Consider the following 18,110-nt stretch of genomic DNA (forward strand, 5'->3'; position numbering starts at 1 on the left):
CGGGGCGCCCGCCCGCCGGCCGGCCGCCGCCGGATGCCGCTCCCCGCCCCCTGCGCCGTATTCGAGAGCGCCCCGCGAGCCCGCCCCGGCCGGGACGGCCTCCCCGGTCAGGGACAAAACGACCTGATGCGCGATGATGGAAAGCCCGCGGTCACCGCCGCCCGCGCCGAGCAACGAGCAGCCGAGCGATCGGCGAGAGGTACGACCATGGCAGCGCGCATATTCCTGGCCAGACACGGACAGACCGAGTGGTCCCTGTCCGGCAGGCACACCGGCCGTACGGACGTCCCGCTGCTGGACGAGGGCCGGCGCGGCGCCAAGCTGCTGGGCGAGCGGCTGCACCGCGCCCCCTGGGACGGACTGCCGGGCGTCGAGGTCCGTACCAGCCCCCTGGTACGCGCCAAGGAGACCTGTGAGCTGGCCGGATTCGGTGACCGGGCGCAGCCGTGGGACGCGCTGATGGAGGTCGACTACGGCGCGTACGAGGGCCTGACCCCGGCCGAGATCAAGTCCGGCCGGCCGGACTGGCTGATCTGGCGCGACGGGGTGCCGGAGGGGGAGACGCTCGCCGAGGTCGCGGCGCGGGCGGACGAGGTCGTCAGCTGGGCACGGTCCGCCGACCGCGATGTGCTGGTCTTCGCCCACGGCCACATCCTGCGCACGCTCGGCGCCCGCTGGCTGGGCCTGGACATCTCCTTCGGCGCCCGGATCCGGCTGGAGCCCACGTCCCTGTCGGTGCTCGGCTGGGCCTACGGGGAACCGGCGATCGAGCGCTGGAACGACACCGGGCACCTCGGCTGAGCGACGGCCGCCCGGCCCGGGGCGGCACCGCGGCCGCCTGACGGGGCGTCGGGCGACCGGCCGCCGGGCCGTCAGCGGGCGGCGTCCCCGGCCGGCGTCCCGCCACCGGACCCGGCCGAGGCCGCGTGCCGCTTCAGGAAGCCGGCGACCACACCGCCGTCGTGGTAGGCCCGCAGTGTCCGGGCCGTCCCGTCGAGCATCGTCCGGATCCGGGCCGAACGGACCTCCTCCAGCAGGGACAGCACCCGGCCCCCGGCCGCGGCGGCCTCCTCGGGCTCACCGCTGTGCGCGAGATCGTCCGCGAGCTCCGCGGTGAACAGCGCGATATTGCGGGTGAAATGGGAATTCTGGAGCGCCACCGCCCGGCGCGCATGCTCCACCGCGCGCCCCGCGTCCCCCAGGGCCGACCAGCACTGCGCCTCCAGGCCCGCCAGTTCGGCCTCCCCGTAGAACGTCATCCACTCCGGGTCGCCGTCCCGCGGCCCGTCCGCGAACAGCCGCTCGGCCCGCGCCAGCGCCTGCTCACAGCCGGCCCGGTCGGCCAGCCCCGCCCAGCCGCCCGCCTCCCGCAGCGCCAGCAGCGACAGCAGCCGCGGCGAGGACAGCTGCTTGGCGGCCTGCTGCGCCGCCTGCGCGGCCCGCACCGCCTCCCGCGGCCGGCCGGCATCGCGGGCGAGGAAGGCCGTATTGCAGAACGCGTGCGCCTCCAGGGCGGCGTCACCGCAGACCCGGGCGGTGGCCAGGGCCTCCGCGTAGTGCGATCGGGCATCGCCGAACCGGCCCGAGTCATGCGCCAGCCAGCCCACGGTGATGGCGAGTTCACCCGCCCCCGCGTGCAGCCGGTCGGAGACCGATCTGCGCTGTACGCCCGCGTCCAGCAGCTCGTAGGCGGCGCGCAGCGGCTGGGTGGCGCGGCGGTAGATCCCCTCCGCGCCGTGCCGGTCGTCCAGCAGCCGGATATGGCGGACGGCCTCCTCGACCGCGGCGGCCTCGGCGGCTCCGGGCCGCCCGGTGGCGGGCGCGCGCGGGCCCGGCACATGGGCGGCCGCGGCGGCGGCAGCGGCCTCGATGGGATGCAGGGCGGCGAAGCCCAGGGCTGCTGCCGGGCCGCCGGTGATGAACGCGCGACGCAGCACGTCGCTCTCCTCGCAGATCTGGATACGGGTATCGCGGTGGTCGGGGTCGGTTGCCAGGGGCGCGGCGCCGACCGCCGCCGTACGCGCCCCCCGTCCGCGTACCGCCTCGCGCGGCGCGAAGCCCATGTCGGGCAGCGTCAGCCCGGGGAACATGTGCCGGAACACCCGCTCGTAGGCGTAGTTCGGACACCGGATCTCCCCGGACTCGACGCGGCCCACATAGCGGGCGTCGCACGAGACCTGTTCGCCGATCTCACGGGCGGACCGTCGGACCGCCGCCGCGAACTCGCCCGGTGACAGCCGGCCGCGCAGCTGTCGGAAAGCGAGGTTCGGGCGGGCGGGTACGGTGCGGGACGACGCTGAACTAGCTGCTGGCGACGCCATGGCGGACCCTCTCCGTGCCCTCTCCGTGCCATCAGGTGGCGTTGCCGCCTCCTGGCGGTGCGGCGGGTTGACCGTACCGGCTGTGATGGCTCCGATACGCACAGTTTGGCTACAAATCGGATATCTCGCGCGCGATCTGCCATGAACTGCCATCCTTTGCAGCGTTACGCCGCCGTAGCTGTTGACACGTCCGGCCGTTGAAGTCGGTGTAAAGGGTCGGGTACGTGCAGGAGGAGGGGTTCTCCGTGTGGGAGACCGGCGTCAGCAGGGGCGGCAACGGGTCCGCGGGCCGGGCCGGCGGCGGGCGGGGGCCGGCCGTCGCGGCCGGGACACCGGCCGTACCGGCCCAGGCGTGTGACCTCGTCACGGTGCCCGCCCGGCAGGGTCTGGAAGCCGTCGACATCCTCCGGCTGCGGGACGGGGTCGGCCCCGTCCTGCACGACGGCGCCTGCGACACCCTCGGCTTCCTCGTGCCGGCGGGCACGGCGGACGGCTGGGACGTGCCGGGCAGTGCCTGCACCCAGACTTCCGGGCGGGGGATCGCCCTGGGCGCACTGTGCGACGAAGGGGCCCCGGAGGAGCCGCCGGTGACCGGCACCGGCTGGCTGGTGCCGCCGGAGGGCGCGGGTGCCGCCGCCACCGATCCGGCCGTCCTGCGCGAGGCCCTCGGCGAGGCGGCCCGCACGATCGAGGCCGTCGACCGCTGCCAGTAACCCCGGCCGGGCCGCACACGAGAGGGGCCGCCCGGCCACTGCCGGACGGCCCCTTCGGGCGGGCGGCCCTTTCGGACGGGCGGTCGCCGGAAGGCCGGCCGACGGACGGGCGGTCTCCGGGCGGGCGGACTTCGGACGGGTGGCCGCTAGTGCGCGGCCGGTGTGCTGTCCCGTGCCGGGCGGGGGATGGTGGTGGCGCGGCGGCGGTCGCCGAGCCGGCGCTGTACGCCGCGCAGCAGCCGCGCCGCGGTGAAGGACGCGCCGTACACGAAGCGCATCGACGGGCCGAACGACGGCGCGGACAGCAGCCCCGCGAAGAACAGTCCGGGCCAGGACGATTCGAAACCGGCGCTCAGTTCGGGCGCCCGGCTGCCGCCCACCGTCCGCAGGGTGGTGCGCACCCGGGGGTGGAGCAGCCGCAGTCGCCCGAGGTCCGGGGTGAAGCCGGTGGCCGCCACCACGTGATCGGTGTCGAGGGTCTCGGAACCGCCGTCCGTATGGGTGAGTTGGAGCCGCACCCCGCCTTCGTGGGGAGTCGCCGCCCGGATCCGGTGGCCCGACAGGACCGGCACCGCCGGTTCGAAGCGCTCCCGCAGCCACCACGCGCCCGCCGGGGCCGGTACGTGCTCGGCGAGATGCACCCGGGTCGCCGGGGGCAGCCGGCGCACCGCCCCGGGCAGCTCCGACCACAGCCAGCTCGGCCAGCCGGTGCCGAGCCCGGAGCGCGGGTCGCGCAGCGCCCGTAGCCGGCCGCGCTCCGGTGGCGGTGGCGGGGCGTGCCAGCGCAGCTGGTCGGCACGGGCCACGAGGCGGGGCCGGGCGCCCTGTTCGGCCAGCAGGGTCGCGGTCTCCAGCGCGGACTGCCCGGAGCCGAGCACGGTGACGTCCTGGCCGCCGAAGCGGCGCAGGTCGCGGTGGTCGCTGCTGTGCGAGGCGAGTTCCGGGGGCAGTTCGAGCAGCGGCCAGGGGCGGTTGACGAACGGCAGCACACCGACGGCGAGCACCACGGTCCGGGCCGCGATCTGCTCGCCGGTGTCCGTCTCGACGTGGAAGCCGTCACCGTCCGGGCGTACGGCGGTGACGGTGACCTCCTCGACCTGGGGCACCGCCCGTTCGCCGAACCAGCTGCCGTACGCGGCGAAGGTGCCGAGGGGCAGCGGAACGCCGTGCTCGGTGGTCAGTTCGTGGGCCGCGCAGTAGTCGGCCAGGGTGTGGCCGCCGGCCGGGTCGGAGAGGTCGGTCGACCGGGGCTCGGACGTGAGGAGCATGCCGTCGGGCATGTGATCGCGCCACGAGGCCATCGGCCGGCCCAGGACCCGCAGCCGCAGTCCGGCCGCCGCCGCGTGCGCGGCGATCGAGAGTCCGTAGGGGCCGGCGCCCACCACGACGAGGTCGTACATGGAAGTTCCCTGCGCTTTCTCTTTGTGCGGTGCGGCTTCCCGTTTGTCTGGTGCGGCTTCCCGTGGCCGCGTTGCGTGGTGCGGCTCCCCCCCCACCCCCGAACCCACCCCCGCCCCCTCCCCCGAAGGGGGAGGAGGGGGAGGGGGCGGGGGAGCAACGGAAGCGGCGGCCGCCGGCCCCGGCCCCACAACCACGCCCCCACCTACCGATTCGAAAGCGGCGACGGATCCGGCGACCGGGCCGGGTCCGGCAGCGAGACGCTCGCCGGCGGGAGCGCGGCCGCCCGCCCCTGGCGTGGCGGTACCGCCGCCGGGGTTCCGCGCCGGGCCGGGGTGTCGGCCAGGGCCTGCTCGTACACGGACATCAGGGCCTCGGCGCTGCGGGTGATGTCGTAGCGCCGCACCACGGGCGGGACCGGCAGCCGGCCCGGGCCCCGGCGTCGGAGTTCCCGTAGGGCGGTGGCCAGTTCATGGACGTTGAGGCCGAAGTGGCGGGCGCCGGGGGCTTGGTCGGCGGGGAGTTCGTCGACGGCCGGGCAGCTGCCGTAGAGGACGTGCAGGCCGGAGGCGAGCGCCTCCAGGACGGCCAGGCCGAACGCCTCGTCGGGGGAGGGGGAGACGAAGGCGTCGATGGCCGAGAGCAGGCCGGGGATGTCCGGCCCGAAGCCCCCGGGGCCGTCGGCGGCGGTCGTGTCGACCGCGCCGTCGCGCTCGCCCAGCAGATGGATCCGGTCGCCCGAGCCGAACTGCTCCGCCATCCGCCGCAGCATGTCCCGTTCCGGTCCGGCGCCCGCCAACAGCAGGTGCACACCGGGCAGTTGGGTGACCGCCCGGACCAGTACGTCGAACCGTTTGCCGGGCACCAGCCGCCCGGCGCCACCGACCACGAAGGCGTCCAGCGGCAGCCCCAGCCGGGTCCGCACCAGCGCCCGCGCCGCCGGATCGAAGCCAAAACGGTGTGCCTCGATGCCGTTGGGCACCACATGGATCCGCTGCTCCGGTACGCCCCAGCGGCGCAGCCGGGCGGCGACGGTGTCCGAGACGGCGACGGTGGCCGTCCCCAGCCGTTCGGTGGCCCGGTAGAGCGTGCGGACGCCACGGGTCAGCCGGCGGCCCTCGATGACCGCGTCGCCCAGGGAGTGTTCGGTGGCCACGACGGCCCGTACGCCGGCCAGCCGGGCGGCGACCCGGCCGTAGACGCAGGCCCGGTAGAGGTGGGTGTGCACCAGGTCGTAGCCGCCGTCGCGGATCAGCCGGGTGAGGCGGGGGAGCGCGGTCAGGTCCCGGTTGCCGGTCATACCGAGGTGGGTTACGGGGGTGCCGTCGGCCTCGATGCCCTCGGCGACCGGGCCCGGACTGGTCAGGGTGAGGACCTCGCTGGGCACGGGGAGCCGGCGCAGCAGCAGCCGCAGCTGCTGTTCGGCGCCGCCCACGTCGAGGTCTGTGATCACATGCAGAACCTTCACCGGATGCCTCCAGAGGTAGCGGCCGGGGTGGTGGTCCGGTCGGGGGGCAGAGCACGGCGCCGCAGCGGATGCCGGGCGCGGTCACGGGGGCCGGGCCGGTCCCCGGCGCGGTCGCCCCGGGGGCTGCCGGGCAGGGCGGGCACCGGGGCGGTGCGGCCGGGGCGGGGCGGCGGCGCGCCCGCGCTCATCTGCCCTCCAGCCGCACCACCGAGGCCACGGTGCGCAGCAGGATCAGCAGGTCCAGCCGCAGCGACCAGCTGTCGATGTAGAGATTGTCGAAGCGGGTCCGGTCCTCGATGGAGGTGTCGCCGCGCAGCCCGTGCACCTGCGCCAGGCCGGTCATGCCCACCGGCATCCGGTGCCGGGCGCCGTACCCGGGGCAGGTCCGGAGAAACTGCTCGGCGAAGCAGGGGCGTTCCGGCCGCGGCCCGACCAGGCTCATCTCGCCGCGCAGCACGTTCCACAGCTGTGGCAGCTCGTCCAGGGAGGTGCGCCGCAGCAGCCGGCCGGTCCGGCTCATCCGGGGCTCGTCCGCCAGGCTCCAGCGCGTCGCCGCCTCCTGTGCGTCGCACGGCTGCCAGGTGCGGAACTTCAGCAGGGTGAAGGTGCGGCCCCCGCGGCCGATGCGTTCCTGCCGGAAGAACACGCCGGGCCCGTCGGCGAGCCGTACCGCGAGGGCGCAGCCCAGCAGCAGGGGCGCCGTGAGCACCAGCGCCGACGCGGCCAGCGTGAGGTCCATCAGTCGCTTGCCCGCACCGCCGTGCCGGGGCGGGGCGGTCTCCAGGCGCCGGCAGGCGAAGCCCCACAGATGGTCGGTGCCGGCATGCGGGGTCCGGCCCTCGCGGGCGGCCGCGTCGCCGGCCAGCCAGACGGCCGAGCCCTGGTCGATGAAGCGGCGCAGCAGCGCGGCGGTGTGCGGATCGCTGTACGGCGGCAGGGTGAACACCACGTCCCGCACGGTGTGCTGGATGACGGCCCGGGTGATGTCGGGCGCGGAGCCGAGCCGCGGCAGCGGTGGACCGGTGGGGCAGGGCAGGGCGTCCACGGGACCGCCGGGCGGCAGCGACGGCGGGGTGACCACCCCCACCGGGCGCATCCCGGACTCGGGACGGGCGTGCAGTACGGCGGCGAGCTGCCGGGCCGCCGGGTCGGTGCCGACGATCAGCGTGGCGCGCGGCCGGCGGCGGGCGGCCCGGCGGCGGGCCCGGTGGACCGCGGCCCGGCCGCCGCAGACCAGCGCGGTGTGCCCGGCCACCGCACCCGCCAGAAGGACCGGCGACAGCGCCTGCCCGGGGCGTACGGCGGCGAGTACCGCGGCCGCCGCACACCAGCAGACGGCGGACCGGCCCAGCAGCGTCGGCAGTTCGGTCAGCGCCCGCGGGGCCGGGCCGGGGCGGTAGAGACCGGCGTGGGAGTGGAGCAGCAGCAGTCCCGCCGGCAGCAGAGCGAGGGCGGCCGGTGGTGTCGCGGTGCCGAGGACGAGCAGCGCGGTGACGGCGGTGGCCAGCGCGTCGGCGGCCAGCAGCGGGGCGACGGTCCGCCGGCGTACGCCGCGGCCGGGCCGGGGCGGGGGCAGGGTTTCCCGCGCCGGCCCGCGGGGCGGACGGACCGCGGCCGCCGGGCGGGGGACCGCCGGCGGGGGCGGGACCGGGGCGGCGCGGTGCGCGTCCGCGCTCTCCGTCGTCATCGGCTGATCCGCTCTCTGCTCTCCGGGCACGGCGGGAATGTCCGGGGCTCAGCGCCGGGTATCGGTCTGGACGAAGAGCGCGCCGAGCAGATATCCGGGATCGCGGGTGGTGAAGCGGAAGGTGCGGCGATCGCCGCCGGACCGCAGGGCGGGGGTGATGCCGAATACGTCGGAATCAAATCCGAGGGTGTTCCGGTAAGCGGGCCACCGCACCGTCGGCCGGCCGAAATCGGTGACCGTCGAATTCATCACGTCGGTCGCCGGATTGGCGGCGTCACGTACCGGCTGCGCGGTCTGCCGGCCGGCCCGGACGGAGAGCGTGTCATTTCCGCGGCCGCGGTCGCCGTCGTATGTCACCACACCGGCCCGGCCGTGTGAATTCGCCGGGATACGCGGTCCGGGCAGTCGCAGCGAAAGCTCCCGGCGGTCCGCGCCCAGCGCCTGGAAACCGTCCCACAGCGCGATGCCGCGCAGCGGCTGCTTTTTGTTCTCGTAAGCGGCCACCGAAGTCCAGCCGCCCCGGTACAGCCGGGCGTAGCTCACCCGGGAGCCGGCCGGGAGGTGCAGGGTGGTGGCGCTGCTGGAGTGGGCGCCCCGGGCGATACCGCCGTGCTGAGTGACGTGACAGCGCTCGGTGAAAGGAATTCGTGCGGATTCCCGGGGAGCCGGTGCGGCCACTGCCGAAGACCGGGCGGCCGAGAATGCCAAGGACGCCGGCGCGCATACGACGCCGCGCCCGGTGCGGTCCATCGACTTCCGCATGTCTTCCTCTCCGACTTCAATCAGTCAAACAGGAGAGCACTCTGACAGAAATCATGTTGGAAACCGCGGCAGGCACGCCGGACCCCGGCCGGTGGCGGCCATTCAGGGGAATGCGGGAGTTCGCGCGGTCCGGCTGTACTGCCAGAAGGGCTAATGATTTCCCGGAAGAGGGAACGCCCGCATCCCTGCCGTATTTCGCTCGTTGTGACCGGTTGCCCCATTCGCGAACTGAAAGGAGAATGGGATGAAGCGGTTTGTTACGACCGCCGCGATGACTGCGGCCAGCTGTGCCATGGTTCTGGGTGGCGCAGGCATCGCATCCGCAAGCGGGGACCACGGCCGTCACGACCGTGGCGACCACTACCGTCACGACCACCGCGGGCTGTACAACCACCGCAGTGGTGCCAACGCGGCGGGCTTTGCGGCGGGTTCCCCGGGCATCCTCAGCGGCAACAATGTCCAGGTCCCGATCAACATCCCGATCAACATCTGCGGCAACAGCCTCAACCTTGTCGCGGCGCTGAACCCGGCGTTCGGGAACGTTTGCATCAATAGGTGACCCGCCCGCCGGTCCGGATGGACATCGGGCCGGCACGGGTCATGATGTGCAGTTGGCGGATCGCCCTGACCTCGGTCGTGGGTGGTCCGCCACTCTGCTCCGCATGCCCGCCACCTGGCCCTCCGGGCACCGCTATCGCGCTGACCAGCGGATACGGCATCCCGGGCACCGGCCATACTGGAGGACATGGCGAAGAGCAGACGCGGGCGCGGTGGCCCGGAACCCGTCACCGGAACGGTGGACGGCGGGCTTGCCGAGCTACGGCCCGACCGGGACCGGCCACGCGGCTGGACGCTGCTGATCGACGGTGCTCCGCAGTCCCATGTGGACCTTGACGACCCGGCATACCTGGACTTCCCCTATCAGCGGCGGCTCGGGCACATCGCCGATCTGGCCGGACCGGCCGGCAAACCGCTGCGCGTCGTCCATCTCGGCGGCGGCGCCCTGACCCTGGCCCGCTATGTCGCGGCGACCCGCCCGCGGTCCACCCAGCAGGTCGTGGAGATCGACGCGGCGCTGGTCCAGCTCATACGCCGGCAGCTGCCGCTGGACAGCGGCTGGCGGATACGGGTGCGCGGCGGCGACGCCCGCGCCGGTCTCGCGAAGGTCCCGGACGGCTGGGCCGACCTGGTCATCGCCGATGTCTTCGCCGGCGCCCGCACGCCCGCGCATCTGACCAGCACCGAATTCGTGACGGAGGTCCACCGGGCGCTGCGGCCGGGCGGGTTCTACGCGGCGAATCTCGCCGACGGGCCGCCGCTGCGGTTTCTGCGCGGCCAAATCGCCACCGTCCGTACGGTCTTCCCCGAGCTGTGTCTGACCGCCGACCCGGCCGTCCTGCGCGGCAAGCGCTTCGGCAACGCCGTGCTGCTGGCCGCCGACGCGGAACTGCCGGTCGCCGAACTGACCCGGCGGGCGGCGACCGATCCCCAGTCCGGCCGGGTCGAACACGGCCGCGCACTGCTGGACTTCACCGCCGGCGCGGCCCCGGTCACCGACGCCACCGCCACCGCCTCGCCCGCCCCGCCGGCCGACGTCTTCGACTGACGGCGCACGGGCGCGCGACCCGGCTCAGGTCGCCTGATTGCTGGTCTGCACGGTCGGCGGATGGCCGTTCCAGGTGCAGATCACGGACGTATGGGCGCCGCCGCGGGTGAAGTCGACCCGCAGCCACCCCACCTGCTTCCACACCTGCATCTCCCAGCCCGGGTCGGGAGTTGCCGACACCAGCTGGGCGGACCGGTCGTCCATGTCGAGGACCACCCGGCCGCCCGCCGTGGCGTAGCTCTTGACCTGGCCGTCGGAGGCGGGGGCGGCGCCGCCGGGCGGACCGCTGTCCGGTTGCCGCGGCCGGGCGGAGCCGGTGTGCGACGGCGTGGCCGGGTGCGACGGTGCGGGGTCCTCGGGTGCCGTGCTGCGGGTGGGGGAGGGGGCCGGCCTGGGGCGGTGGGTGGAGGAGACCCGCGGGGTGGCGCCGTCCAACTGCTCTTCCGAGGACCCCACTTGGCTGGTCAGGGGCAGGGCGCGCGGGGCGTCGTACATCGTGCCGGACAGCACGGTGTGCACGCCGAACCACGACAGGGCGACCGCGGCCCCGGTCGCCAGCGTCCAGGCCGCCACGTGAACCAGTCCTCGTTGCATTGGGCTCATACTGCACCACCGGCCCACCCGGTGGCAGCCCGGGCCCAGGCACCGCGAACCGCACCGCCCCGCTGTCAAGCCCGGTCCGGAGACGCCACCCGCATGGCGTACGGTGCCGCCCATGGCAAGTGTGCTCGTGGTCGAGGACGACCAGTTCGTACGCTCGGCCCTCATCCGGCATCTGACCGAGGCCTCCCATACGGTGCGCAGTGTCGGTACCGCCCTGGAGGCGCTGCGCGAGGTGGCTCACGTCGGCTTCGACGTCGTCATTCTCGACCTCGGTCTGCCCGACCTGGACGGGGGCGAGGCGCTCAAGATGCTGCGGGGAATCACCGATGTCCCAGTGATCATCGCCACAGCCCGGGACAACGAAGCCGACATCGTACGGCTGTTGAACGACGGCGCCGACGACTACCTGACCAAGCCGTTCTCCGTCGAGCATCTCTCGGCCCGGATGGCGGCCGTACTGCGCCGCTCCCGGGCCACCACGGCCGGCGCGGAACCGCCCTCACGGGTGATCCGGGTCGGCGGCCTGTCCATCGATCCGCTGCGCCGGCAGGCCGAACTGGACGGCGTGGCACTCGACTTGACCCGCCGGGAGTTCGATCTGCTGGCCTTCCTCGCCGGCCGGCCGGGCGTCGTCGTCGCCCGCAGGGAACTCCTCGCCGAGGTCTGGCAGCAGTCCTACGGCGACGACCAGACCATCGACGTCCATCTGTCCTGGCTGCGCCGCAAATTGGGCGAAACCGCGGCGAAGCCCCGTTACCTGCACACCCTGAGGGGTGTCGGAGTGAAGCTGGAGCCGCCTCAGTGAGATGGGCCCTGGTCAAGGTGGCGCTGGCGGTCACCGCGATGGTCGTGGTCGCCTTCGCCGTCCCCCTCGGGCTGGTCGTCAAGGAACTGGCCCGCGACCGCGCCTACTCCAATGCCGAGCGGCAGGCCGCCACCATCGGCCCGGTCCTCGCCATCACCACCGACCGCAGCCAGCTCGAACGCGCCGTGGCCAGTGCCGAGACCGGCTCCGGCGGCCGGATCGGCGTCCATGTCCCGGCCGGCGGCAAGAACGACAGCCCCGCCGAGATCGGCACCCGGCGCGCCCCGCAGGCCGATGTGGCGGCCGCCGCCAAGCTGGGCCGGGCGTCCATCTCACCGGTCCCCGGCGGCTCCTCGCTCCTCCAGCCGACCGCGGTCGCCTCCGGTATCGCCGTCGTCGAGGTGTTCGTCCCCGAAGCGGCACTCACCAACGGCGTCACCACCTCCTGGCTGGTGCTGGCCGGTGTCGGCCTGGCGCTGGTCATCGGCTCGGTCGCGGTCGCCGACCGGCTCGGCACCCGCATGGTGCGGCCCGCCCAACGGCTTGCCGGTGCCGCCCACGACCTCGGCAAGGGCAAGCTCGGCGTCCGCGTCCTGGAGGACGGCCCCAAGGAACTGCGGTCCGCGGCCAGCGCGTTCAACGCCATGGCCGATCAGGTCGTCCAGCTGCTGGCCAACGAACGGGAGTTGGCCGCCGACCTCTCGCACCGGCTGCGCACCCCGCTGACCGTCCTTCGCCTCAACGCCGCCTCGCTCGGCGATTCCCCGGCCGCCGACCAGACCCGGTCCGCCGTCGAGCAACTGGAGCGCGAGGTCGACCAGATCATCCGCACCGCCCGCGAGCAGAAGGCCCAGACCCAGCAGGCGGCCGCCGTGGCCGGCTGTGACGCCGCCGAGGTGATCCGCGAGCGGATGGAGTTCTGGTCGGCGCTCGCCGAGGACGAGGGCCGCACCGTACGCATCGCCGGCGCGGACCGCCCCGTACGCCTCCCCGTCGCCCGCGCCGACCTCGCCGCGGCCCTGGACGCGATGCTCGGCAATGTCTTCCGGCACACCCCCGAGGGCACCGCGTTCGCGGTCGATGTCCACAACGCGGAGGAGGCGGTGATCGTGCTGGTCTCGGACGCCGGGCCGGGCATCGACGACCCGGACGCCGCGCTGCGCCGCGGCCACGGCGGGGGCGGCGACGGCTCCACCGGCCTCGGGCTGGACATCGTGCGCCGGCTGGCCGAGTCCACCGGCGGCGATGTGCGCATCGGCCGCTCGGTGTACGGCGGGACCGAGGTGCGCGTCTGGCTGGCGCTGGACGGCGGGGGCGCCCCGCACGGCGGGCGGCGCGGCCGCCGGCTGAGCCGCACGCTGTGTGCGCGGGGGCGGCGGGCCCTGCGCGCCGGCACCTGAACGAGGCACCTGCCAGAGGCTCTTAACCGCTCCCTTCCGCGGCCTTAAGGCCGCCATAATTCCGCCAACTGCCGGTCTATTCCCGACATTTGTCCGTTTCGCTGTCGCTAGCGTGCGGAGTGCACCACGGTGCACTCCCACCCCCCATGTGACGACAGGCAGGTACGAGATGAGTTCCTCGGTACACCGCCGGCGCAAGAGCCGCGCCACCCAGCTGATCGTGACCGGTGCGGCCGCCGCGGTCGCGGCCGGCGGCGCCTTCGCCGTGGCGGGGTCCGCCCTGGCCGCCAAACCACCGCGGACCGCGGGCCCCGGCGCGAAGGCGGCGGCCGGCTTCGCCCCGTACGTCGACACCTCACTCAGCCCCGCCTACGACCTGGTCGGCACCGCCAAGAAGACCGGCGTGAAGACCTTCACTCTCGCCTTCGTCACCTCCGGCGGCGGCTGTGTGCCCAAGTGGGGCGGCTCCGGCGAGCTGGGCAATGACGCGGTGGCCCAGCAGATACCGGCGCTGCGCGCGGCCGGCGGCGACGTCCGGGTCTCCTTCGGCGGCGCCAACGGCTCCGAGCTCGGGGTGGCCTGCGGCTCCGCGGGCGAACTGGCCGCCGCCTACGGCAAGGTCATCGACCAGTTCAAGCTCACCAAGGCCGACTTCGACATCGAAGGCGGCGCACTGCCGGACACCGCCGCCAACACCCGCCGCGCCCAGGCCATCAACCAGCTCCAGAAGAAGCACCCCGGCCTCGACGTCTCCTTCACCCTGCCGGTGATGCCCGAGGGCCTGACCCAGGACGGGGTGAATCTGCTCGCCGACGCCAAGAAGAACGGCGTCAAGATCTCCGCCGTCAACATCATGGCGATGGACTACGGCCCCGCCTACAGCGGCGACATGGGCACCTACGCCACCCAGGCCGCCACCGCCACCCAGGGCCAGCTCAAGAAGGCCCTCGGCCTGAGCGACGCGGCCGCCTGGAAGACCGTGGCCGTGACCCCGATGATCGGCGTCAACGACGTCCAGAACGAGGTCTTCCGCCGCGACGACGCCACCGAGCTGGTGAAGTTCGCCCGGACCAAGCACCTGGCCTGGCTGTCGATGTGGTCCTCGACCCGGGACCGGGCCTGCCCCGGCGGCACCGGAAACTCCGCGCAGCCGACCTGTAGTTCCATCGAGCAGAAGCCGCTGGACTTCACCAGGGCCTTCGGCGCGTACAAGGGCTGACCCCCACCGGCGGTCCGCCCCCACGGACCGCCCGTCCCCCAGGCCGGGGCGCAGCGGGCTCCCCCCACCCGCTGCGCCCCGCCGTCTTCCCCCCCGCCCGTCCTCAGCCCGCCGCACCACCCCGTACGGCGCACCTCGGGCTCTGCCATGTCTACGATCGCCCGCTGTGAGGTCAGCGGCACCCTCGGCAATCGCGTGAAGATCACCGCGACCCCTCAGTGCCGCACCTGACTGTGATCACCGGCCCCGCCCCGGACCCCGGCCGCTGTCCCCTTATATGGGCGGCCGGGCGGACGCCGACAAACGCCAAGGCCCCCGACCTGAGGTCGGGGGCCTTGAAGTGGGGTGAGTAACGGGACTTGAACCCGCGACATCCTGGACCACAACCAGGTGCTCTACCAGCTGAGCTATACCCACCATGACCGGTGCTGTGTGGTTCTTTTTCCCCACCGGCTGAGAAAAAGTGTACAGGGTCCGGAGGGGTGCTCGCGCCCAGGTTTCGCGTCCCGGGCCCGAGGGCGTGTCGTGCGGGTCACGGTGGCCCCGTGGGCACCCGCACGACACGCGCCCTGTGGCTTGCTACGGCGTGGACTGCGGCTCAGCGGGAAGGACGTGCTTGGCGGCGATGGCCTTCGCGGTGTCCGAGTCGGGACCGGGCTGCGGCACGAAGACCGCCTCCCGGTAGTAGCGCAGTTCCGCGATGGATTCACGGATGTCCGCCAGCGCCCGGTGGTTGCCGTTTTTGTCCGGACTGTTGAAGTAGGCCCGCGGGAACCAGCGCCGGGCCAGTTCCTTCACGGACGAGACATCGACGATCCGGTAGTGGAGGTAGCTCTCCAGCGTCGGCATGTCGCGCAGCAGGAAGCCACGGTCGGTGCCCACGGAATTGCCGCACAGCGGCGCCTTCCCCGGCTCCGGCACATGCTGCTTGATGTACGCAAGCACCTGCGCCTCCGCCGCCTCCAGCGTCGTACCGCCGTCGAGCTCCTCCAGCAGCCCGGAGGCGGTGTGCATCTGGCGCACCACCTCCGGCATGGTGCCGAGCGCCTCGGCCGGAGGGCGGATCACCACATCCACCCCGTCGCCCAGCACATTCAGCTCCGAGTCGGTGACCAGGGCGGCCACCTCGATGAGCGCGTCATTCGCCAGCGAGAGTCCGGTCATCTCGCAGTCGATCCACACCATGCGATCGTTCATACATCTCACCCTACGGGGCGCTCCCGCTGTCCGGGCAGCACGGGGCGGCCCGGACCCCGGCCGACCGGGGATTCCGGCAGCCGGGCGGCGTAGGCGTCCGACTGCGGTTTGCCCGCTTCGGCCGCTTCCGCGGTCGCCAGCCCGTGGCCGGCCAGCGCGGCGGCGGCGTACCGCTCCCCGCTGCCCGCGCCGAGCATCGCCCGCTCGCGCTCCGGCCGCTCCGCACGCTCCGGTCTGAGCGCGGGCTCGGGCCCCCCGTTCTGCGGCCGGCGCGCACGGTAGGCCGCACGGTAGGCCGCGGGCGAGGCGCCCAGCTGTCGCCGGAAGTGGCCGCGCAGGGCGACCGGCGAGCGGAAGCCGCAGCGTCCGGCGACCTCGTCCACCGAATAGTCGGAGGTCTCCAGCAGCCGCTGGGCCTGGAGCACCCGCTGGGTGATCAGCCACTGGAGCGGAGCGCTGCCGGTCAGCGAGCGGAAGCGCCGGTCGAAGGTGCGCCGGCTCATGTACGCACGCGCGGCCAGCGTCTCCACGTCGAACTGCTCGTGGAGATGCTCCAGCGCCCAGGCGACGACCTCGGCGAGCGGGTCGGCGCCGATCTCTTCAGGTAATGACCTGTCCAGGTAGCGCTGGTGCCCCATGTCGGACGCGGTCCGGCGGGGCGGCACGACGAGCCGGCGGGCCAGCGCGTTCGCGGCGTCCGCGCCGTGGTCGGTGCGCACGATGTGCAGACACAGGTCGATACCGGCCGCCGTTCCCGCGGACGTGAGCACATCGCCGTCGTCGACGAAGAGCTCGCGGGGGTCCACATGGACGGACGGGTAACGCTTGGCGAGCGTCGGTGCGTACATCCAGTGGGTGGTGGCCGGGCGGCCGTCGAGCAGTCCGGCCGCGGCGAGGACGAACGCCCCCGTGCACAGCCCGACGATTCTGGCCCCTTCTTCATGCGCGCGCCGCAGCGCGTCGAGCGCGGCGGGCGGCGGGGCCTGGGTGATGGATCGCCAGGCCGGAACGACGACCGTCCCGGCACGGGAGATCGCCTCCAGCCCGTAGGGGGCGGAAAGTTCGAGCCCCCCGGTCGTGCGCAAAGGCGCGTCTTCGCCCGCGCACACAAGCAGCCGGTACCGCGGAACGCCTGCGTCCTGTCGGTCGATGCCGAAGACCGAGAGCGGAATGGAGCTCTCGAAAATGGGGCCGCCGCTGAAGAGGAGCACCGCGACTATTTCGCGGCGTCGTCGGGCGGCGAGCTTGCGTGCGGCATCTGGTACGGCAGCGGAGTCCTGGCTCATGGCACTTAAGCCCCCCTCGGTCGTCTCGCCCTCTCGGTCCTGCACAGTTCCCCCGCCATTGCTACCAAGATCGAATCTACTGTGTTCCGTGAGGATGGAGTGCCAAGTTCACCACCCGCTGGTATGTCGATATGGCAACTTGGCGCGAAGCATTCGATCACGAAGCGTTCCACTCGTCGGGCCTACATGGGAAGTACGCGTCTCGGCTCTGCCCGTTCGCAGTAGGGCACAACCATGCCCAGCGGTCCTTTCCTCCCTGCTCACACCAGGGTTGAGGGGGGCCACGGGCAAGGTGTGGACCTCGGCCGGAAGTTGGCTGAAAACGGTCGCGCGCAGACTTGCAGACGCCTCAATCGACCGGCGTACGCCCTTCGGAGTGCCGGCCGCCCCCGTGCGCTGCTGTCCCTGAACGTCCGCTTCTGTCCCGGTGGCGTCCGACCTCGCGCACCCGGACCCGGGCGGCGGTCCGTTCGGAATGCCGCAACAGTGCGCGACAGGCGCAGGTCACCGCGGCCAGACCGGCGGCGGCACCGGCCGCACCGGCCCAGGGTGCCCCGCTGAAGATCAGGACGAGGGGCACCAGGGCACAGCTGAACGCGCCCCAGCGCACCACATCGCTCACTGGGTCGGGTGATCTGTCGGACGGCAACGGCACCGCGCACTCCCCTCGGACGGGCTGCTACTACAACGCGGCCGACGATCATGGGTCACCGCGAGGGGTACGTACGGGGGCAGGCCGGGGCATTGCCATCCGCGCCACGCTCCGGCATGCTCCGGGGAACGTTCGAGGCCCCACCCACCTCGCACGGGCGCTCCGCGTCCGTGGCGGGCTCTGGGCAGCGGGGGAGTGGCGCCGTACTCTTGGGGTATCGGGTTGGGAAGATGATTCCCAGTCGTATCGTTCCTCTTTGAACTATGGCTCCCGCACTTCGGGCGAGTCAGCTCAGTCAACTGCCGGATCAAGTCAATCGCCGTTCCCCGTTCGCCCCTCCGCAAGAGGACGTCCTCGCCGAGACACCAATGGCCGGTCACGAAATCCCCGAACCCGCGGACCGCAAGCAGGTCGCCGATCCCCTGGCGGACCTCGAAGCGGCGGAAAAGACGCGCCACTCCTGCGACCCCGCCTTCCGGCACGGCGTCGTGGTCGGCTTCGACGGCTCCATGTCGAGCGAACGCGCATTGGCGTATGCAATCGGTATGGCCCGGCGCCTCGGCTCCGGATTGATCATCGTCCATGTGGCCAACCGGCTGCCGACGACCGTCTGGGCGGGCTGTGAGCCGCCCGTCTTCGTGGACGTACCGGATCACCGCACCGAAGTGCTCGGCCTGGAGCTGGCCTGTGCGGATCACCTCACCGAGGTGCCCTGGATCCTCGTCGAGCGCGGCGGGGACATCTGCCATGAGCTGGAGGAGGTCGGCCGGGAGTACGAGGCCGACGCCATCGTGGTCGGCTCCACGCACGGCATCGTCGGCCGGATCTTCGGCTCGGTGGCCGGCCGGCTGGCCCGCCGGGCACAGCGCCCGGTGATCGTGATTCCCTGACGCACCCCCGGGGCGGGTCGGTCCGCCTCTCGGCGTGCGCTCAACTCCCCGTTTTGCGCCGCCTCTTCAGGAGATCTTCCTCCCCGTCATGCACACAGGTGCG

Annotated in this window: 16 protein-coding genes, 1 tRNA gene and 1 pseudogene; 8 read left to right on the forward strand and 10 right to left on the reverse strand. The window is 73.2% G+C overall.

The annotated features are described in order from the left end of the window. Window positions 1-207: 207 nt before the first annotated feature. Complete coding sequence (locus tag ACZ4XD_RS08640) at window positions 208-801, forward strand: histidine phosphatase family protein (protein ID WP_042155046.1); 594 nt, start codon at window positions 208-210, stop codon at window positions 799-801. A gap of 71 nt (window positions 802-872) precedes the next feature. Here the strand turns inward: ACZ4XD_RS08640 and ACZ4XD_RS08645 are convergent, their stop codons facing one another. Next, on the reverse strand, window positions 873-2,321 hold the full coding sequence (locus ACZ4XD_RS08645) for a tetratricopeptide repeat protein (RefSeq protein ID WP_468039547.1): 1,449 nt from the start codon (window positions 2,319-2,321) through the stop codon (window positions 873-875). 224 nt (window positions 2,322-2,545) lie between these two features. Here ACZ4XD_RS08645 and ACZ4XD_RS08650 point away from each other — a divergent pair, with 224 nt between their 5' ends. Then, window positions 2,546-3,034 carry a hypothetical protein gene (locus tag ACZ4XD_RS08650; protein WP_245698566.1) on the forward strand — a complete coding sequence of 163 codons (489 nt, stop codon included), beginning with the start codon at window positions 2,546-2,548 and terminating at the stop codon, window positions 3,032-3,034. Window positions 3,035-3,180: 146 nt separating this feature from the next. Here the strand turns inward: ACZ4XD_RS08650 and ACZ4XD_RS08655 are convergent, their stop codons facing one another. From ACZ4XD_RS08655 to ACZ4XD_RS08670, 4 genes are all read right to left on the reverse strand, one after another. Then, window positions 3,181-4,434 carry an NAD(P)-binding domain-containing protein gene (locus tag ACZ4XD_RS08655; RefSeq protein WP_468039550.1) on the reverse strand — a complete coding sequence of 418 codons (1,254 nt, stop codon included), beginning with the start codon at window positions 4,432-4,434 and terminating at the stop codon, window positions 3,181-3,183. Between the two features lie 203 nt (window positions 4,435-4,637). Then, complete coding sequence (locus ACZ4XD_RS08660; RefSeq protein ID WP_468039552.1) at window positions 4,638-5,900, reverse strand: glycosyltransferase; 1,263 nt, start codon at window positions 5,898-5,900, stop codon at window positions 4,638-4,640. A gap of 184 nt (window positions 5,901-6,084) precedes the next feature. Continuing rightward, window positions 6,085-7,587: an exopolysaccharide biosynthesis polyprenyl glycosylphosphotransferase gene (locus ACZ4XD_RS08665; RefSeq protein ID WP_468039555.1), complete on the reverse strand. Its 1,503-nt coding sequence runs from the start codon at window positions 7,585-7,587 to the stop codon at window positions 6,085-6,087. 48 nt (window positions 7,588-7,635) lie between these two features. Beyond that, window positions 7,636-8,349: a hypothetical protein gene (locus tag ACZ4XD_RS08670; protein ID WP_468039557.1), complete on the reverse strand. Its 714-nt coding sequence runs from the start codon at window positions 8,347-8,349 to the stop codon at window positions 7,636-7,638. A gap of 244 nt (window positions 8,350-8,593) precedes the next feature. Between ACZ4XD_RS08670 and ACZ4XD_RS08675 the strand changes: the two genes are divergently transcribed. Together ACZ4XD_RS08675 and ACZ4XD_RS08680 are read left to right on the forward strand one after the other, a co-directional pair. Then, entirely contained in the window at window positions 8,594-8,908 is a 315-nt protein-coding gene (locus ACZ4XD_RS08675; protein WP_468039559.1) for a chaplin, read from the forward strand. 186 nt (window positions 8,909-9,094) lie between these two features. Further along, window positions 9,095-9,955 carry a spermidine synthase gene (locus tag ACZ4XD_RS08680; RefSeq protein WP_468039561.1) on the forward strand — a complete coding sequence of 287 codons (861 nt, stop codon included), beginning with the start codon at window positions 9,095-9,097 and terminating at the stop codon, window positions 9,953-9,955. A 24-nt stretch (window positions 9,956-9,979) separates the two neighbouring features. Here the strand turns inward: ACZ4XD_RS08680 and ACZ4XD_RS08685 are convergent, their stop codons facing one another. Continuing rightward, window positions 9,980-10,549, reverse strand: a complete 570-nt coding sequence (locus ACZ4XD_RS08685) for a hypothetical protein (protein WP_468039563.1) — start codon at window positions 10,547-10,549, stop codon at window positions 9,980-9,982. A gap of 121 nt (window positions 10,550-10,670) precedes the next feature. On the opposite strand from ACZ4XD_RS08685, the gene ACZ4XD_RS08690 reads away from it, so the two are divergent. The 3 genes and pseudogenes from ACZ4XD_RS08690 to ACZ4XD_RS08700 all read left to right on the forward strand — a co-directional run. Further along, window positions 10,671-11,363: a response regulator transcription factor gene (locus ACZ4XD_RS08690; RefSeq protein WP_468039566.1), complete on the forward strand. Its 693-nt coding sequence runs from the start codon at window positions 10,671-10,673 to the stop codon at window positions 11,361-11,363. Beyond that, window positions 11,360-12,763: a sensor histidine kinase gene (locus ACZ4XD_RS08695; RefSeq protein ID WP_468039568.1), complete on the forward strand. Its 1,404-nt coding sequence runs from the start codon at window positions 11,360-11,362 to the stop codon at window positions 12,761-12,763. Before ACZ4XD_RS08690 ends, ACZ4XD_RS08695 begins: the two co-directional genes overlap by 4 nt. A 325-nt stretch (window positions 12,764-13,088) precedes the next feature. Beyond that, window positions 13,089-13,982: pseudogene (locus ACZ4XD_RS08700) on the forward strand (chitinase); the annotation flags it as partial. Window positions 13,983-14,323: 341 nt separating this feature from the next. On the opposite strand, the gene ACZ4XD_RS08705 reads toward ACZ4XD_RS08700, so the two are convergent. The 4 genes from ACZ4XD_RS08705 to ACZ4XD_RS08720 form a co-directional block, all read right to left on the reverse strand. After that, a tRNA-His gene (locus ACZ4XD_RS08705) sits at window positions 14,324-14,399 on the reverse strand. A 162-nt stretch (window positions 14,400-14,561) separates the two neighbouring features. After that, the gene (orn, locus tag ACZ4XD_RS08710; RefSeq protein WP_042155020.1) at window positions 14,562-15,179 is read right to left on the reverse strand and encodes an oligoribonuclease; all 618 of its coding nucleotides are present in this window, start codon (window positions 15,177-15,179) and stop codon (window positions 14,562-14,564) included. A gap of 5 nt (window positions 15,180-15,184) precedes the next feature. Beyond that, window positions 15,185-16,465, reverse strand: coding sequence for a GlxA family transcriptional regulator (locus tag ACZ4XD_RS08715; RefSeq protein WP_388196966.1), 1,281 nt, complete (start codon window positions 16,463-16,465; stop codon window positions 15,185-15,187). Window positions 16,466-16,814: 349 nt separating this feature from the next. Continuing rightward, complete coding sequence (locus ACZ4XD_RS08720; protein WP_468039571.1) at window positions 16,815-17,120, reverse strand: hypothetical protein; 306 nt, start codon at window positions 17,118-17,120, stop codon at window positions 16,815-16,817. Between the two features lie 365 nt (window positions 17,121-17,485). Here ACZ4XD_RS08720 and ACZ4XD_RS08725 point away from each other — a divergent pair, with 365 nt between their 5' ends. After that, a complete protein-coding gene (locus ACZ4XD_RS08725) occupies window positions 17,486-18,007 on the forward strand; it encodes a universal stress protein (protein ID WP_093646379.1) in 522 nt (173 codons plus the stop codon). Window positions 18,008-18,110 lie beyond the last annotated feature (103 nt).

Source organism: Streptomyces sp. NPDC029466 (genome assembly GCF_055574515.1).

What these genes read in the sequence shown, in the direction of transcription:
- ACZ4XD_RS08640 (WP_042155046.1), top strand. Translation starts at nt 208, where the DNA reads ATGGCAGCGCGCATATTCCTGGCCAGACACGGACAGACCGAGTGGTCC.
- ACZ4XD_RS08645 (WP_468039547.1), bottom strand. Translation starts at nt 2,321, where the DNA reads ATGGCGTCGCCAGCAGCTAGTTCAGCGTCGTCCCGCACCGTACCCGCC.
- ACZ4XD_RS08655 (WP_468039550.1), bottom strand. Translation starts at nt 4,434, where the DNA reads ATGTACGACCTCGTCGTGGTGGGCGCCGGCCCCTACGGACTCTCGATC.
- ACZ4XD_RS08665 (WP_468039555.1), bottom strand. Translation starts at nt 7,587, where the DNA reads ATGACGACGGAGAGCGCGGACGCGCACCGCGCCGCCCCGGTCCCGCCC.
- ACZ4XD_RS08670 (WP_468039557.1), bottom strand. Translation starts at nt 8,349, where the DNA reads ATGCGGAAGTCGATGGACCGCACCGGGCGCGGCGTCGTATGCGCGCCG.
- ACZ4XD_RS08675 (WP_468039559.1), top strand. Translation starts at nt 8,594, where the DNA reads ATGAAGCGGTTTGTTACGACCGCCGCGATGACTGCGGCCAGCTGTGCC.
- ACZ4XD_RS08680 (WP_468039561.1), top strand. Translation starts at nt 9,095, where the DNA reads ATGGCGAAGAGCAGACGCGGGCGCGGTGGCCCGGAACCCGTCACCGGA.
- ACZ4XD_RS08685 (WP_468039563.1), bottom strand. Translation starts at nt 10,549, where the DNA reads ATGCAACGAGGACTGGTTCACGTGGCGGCCTGGACGCTGGCGACCGGG.
- ACZ4XD_RS08690 (WP_468039566.1), top strand. Translation starts at nt 10,671, where the DNA reads ATGGCAAGTGTGCTCGTGGTCGAGGACGACCAGTTCGTACGCTCGGCC.
- orn (WP_042155020.1), bottom strand. Translation starts at nt 15,179, where the DNA reads ATGAACGATCGCATGGTGTGGATCGACTGCGAGATGACCGGACTCTCG.
- ACZ4XD_RS08715 (WP_388196966.1), bottom strand. Translation starts at nt 16,465, where the DNA reads ATGAGCCAGGACTCCGCTGCCGTACCAGATGCCGCACGCAAGCTCGCC.
- ACZ4XD_RS08725 (WP_093646379.1), top strand. Translation starts at nt 17,486, where the DNA reads ATGGCCGGTCACGAAATCCCCGAACCCGCGGACCGCAAGCAGGTCGCC.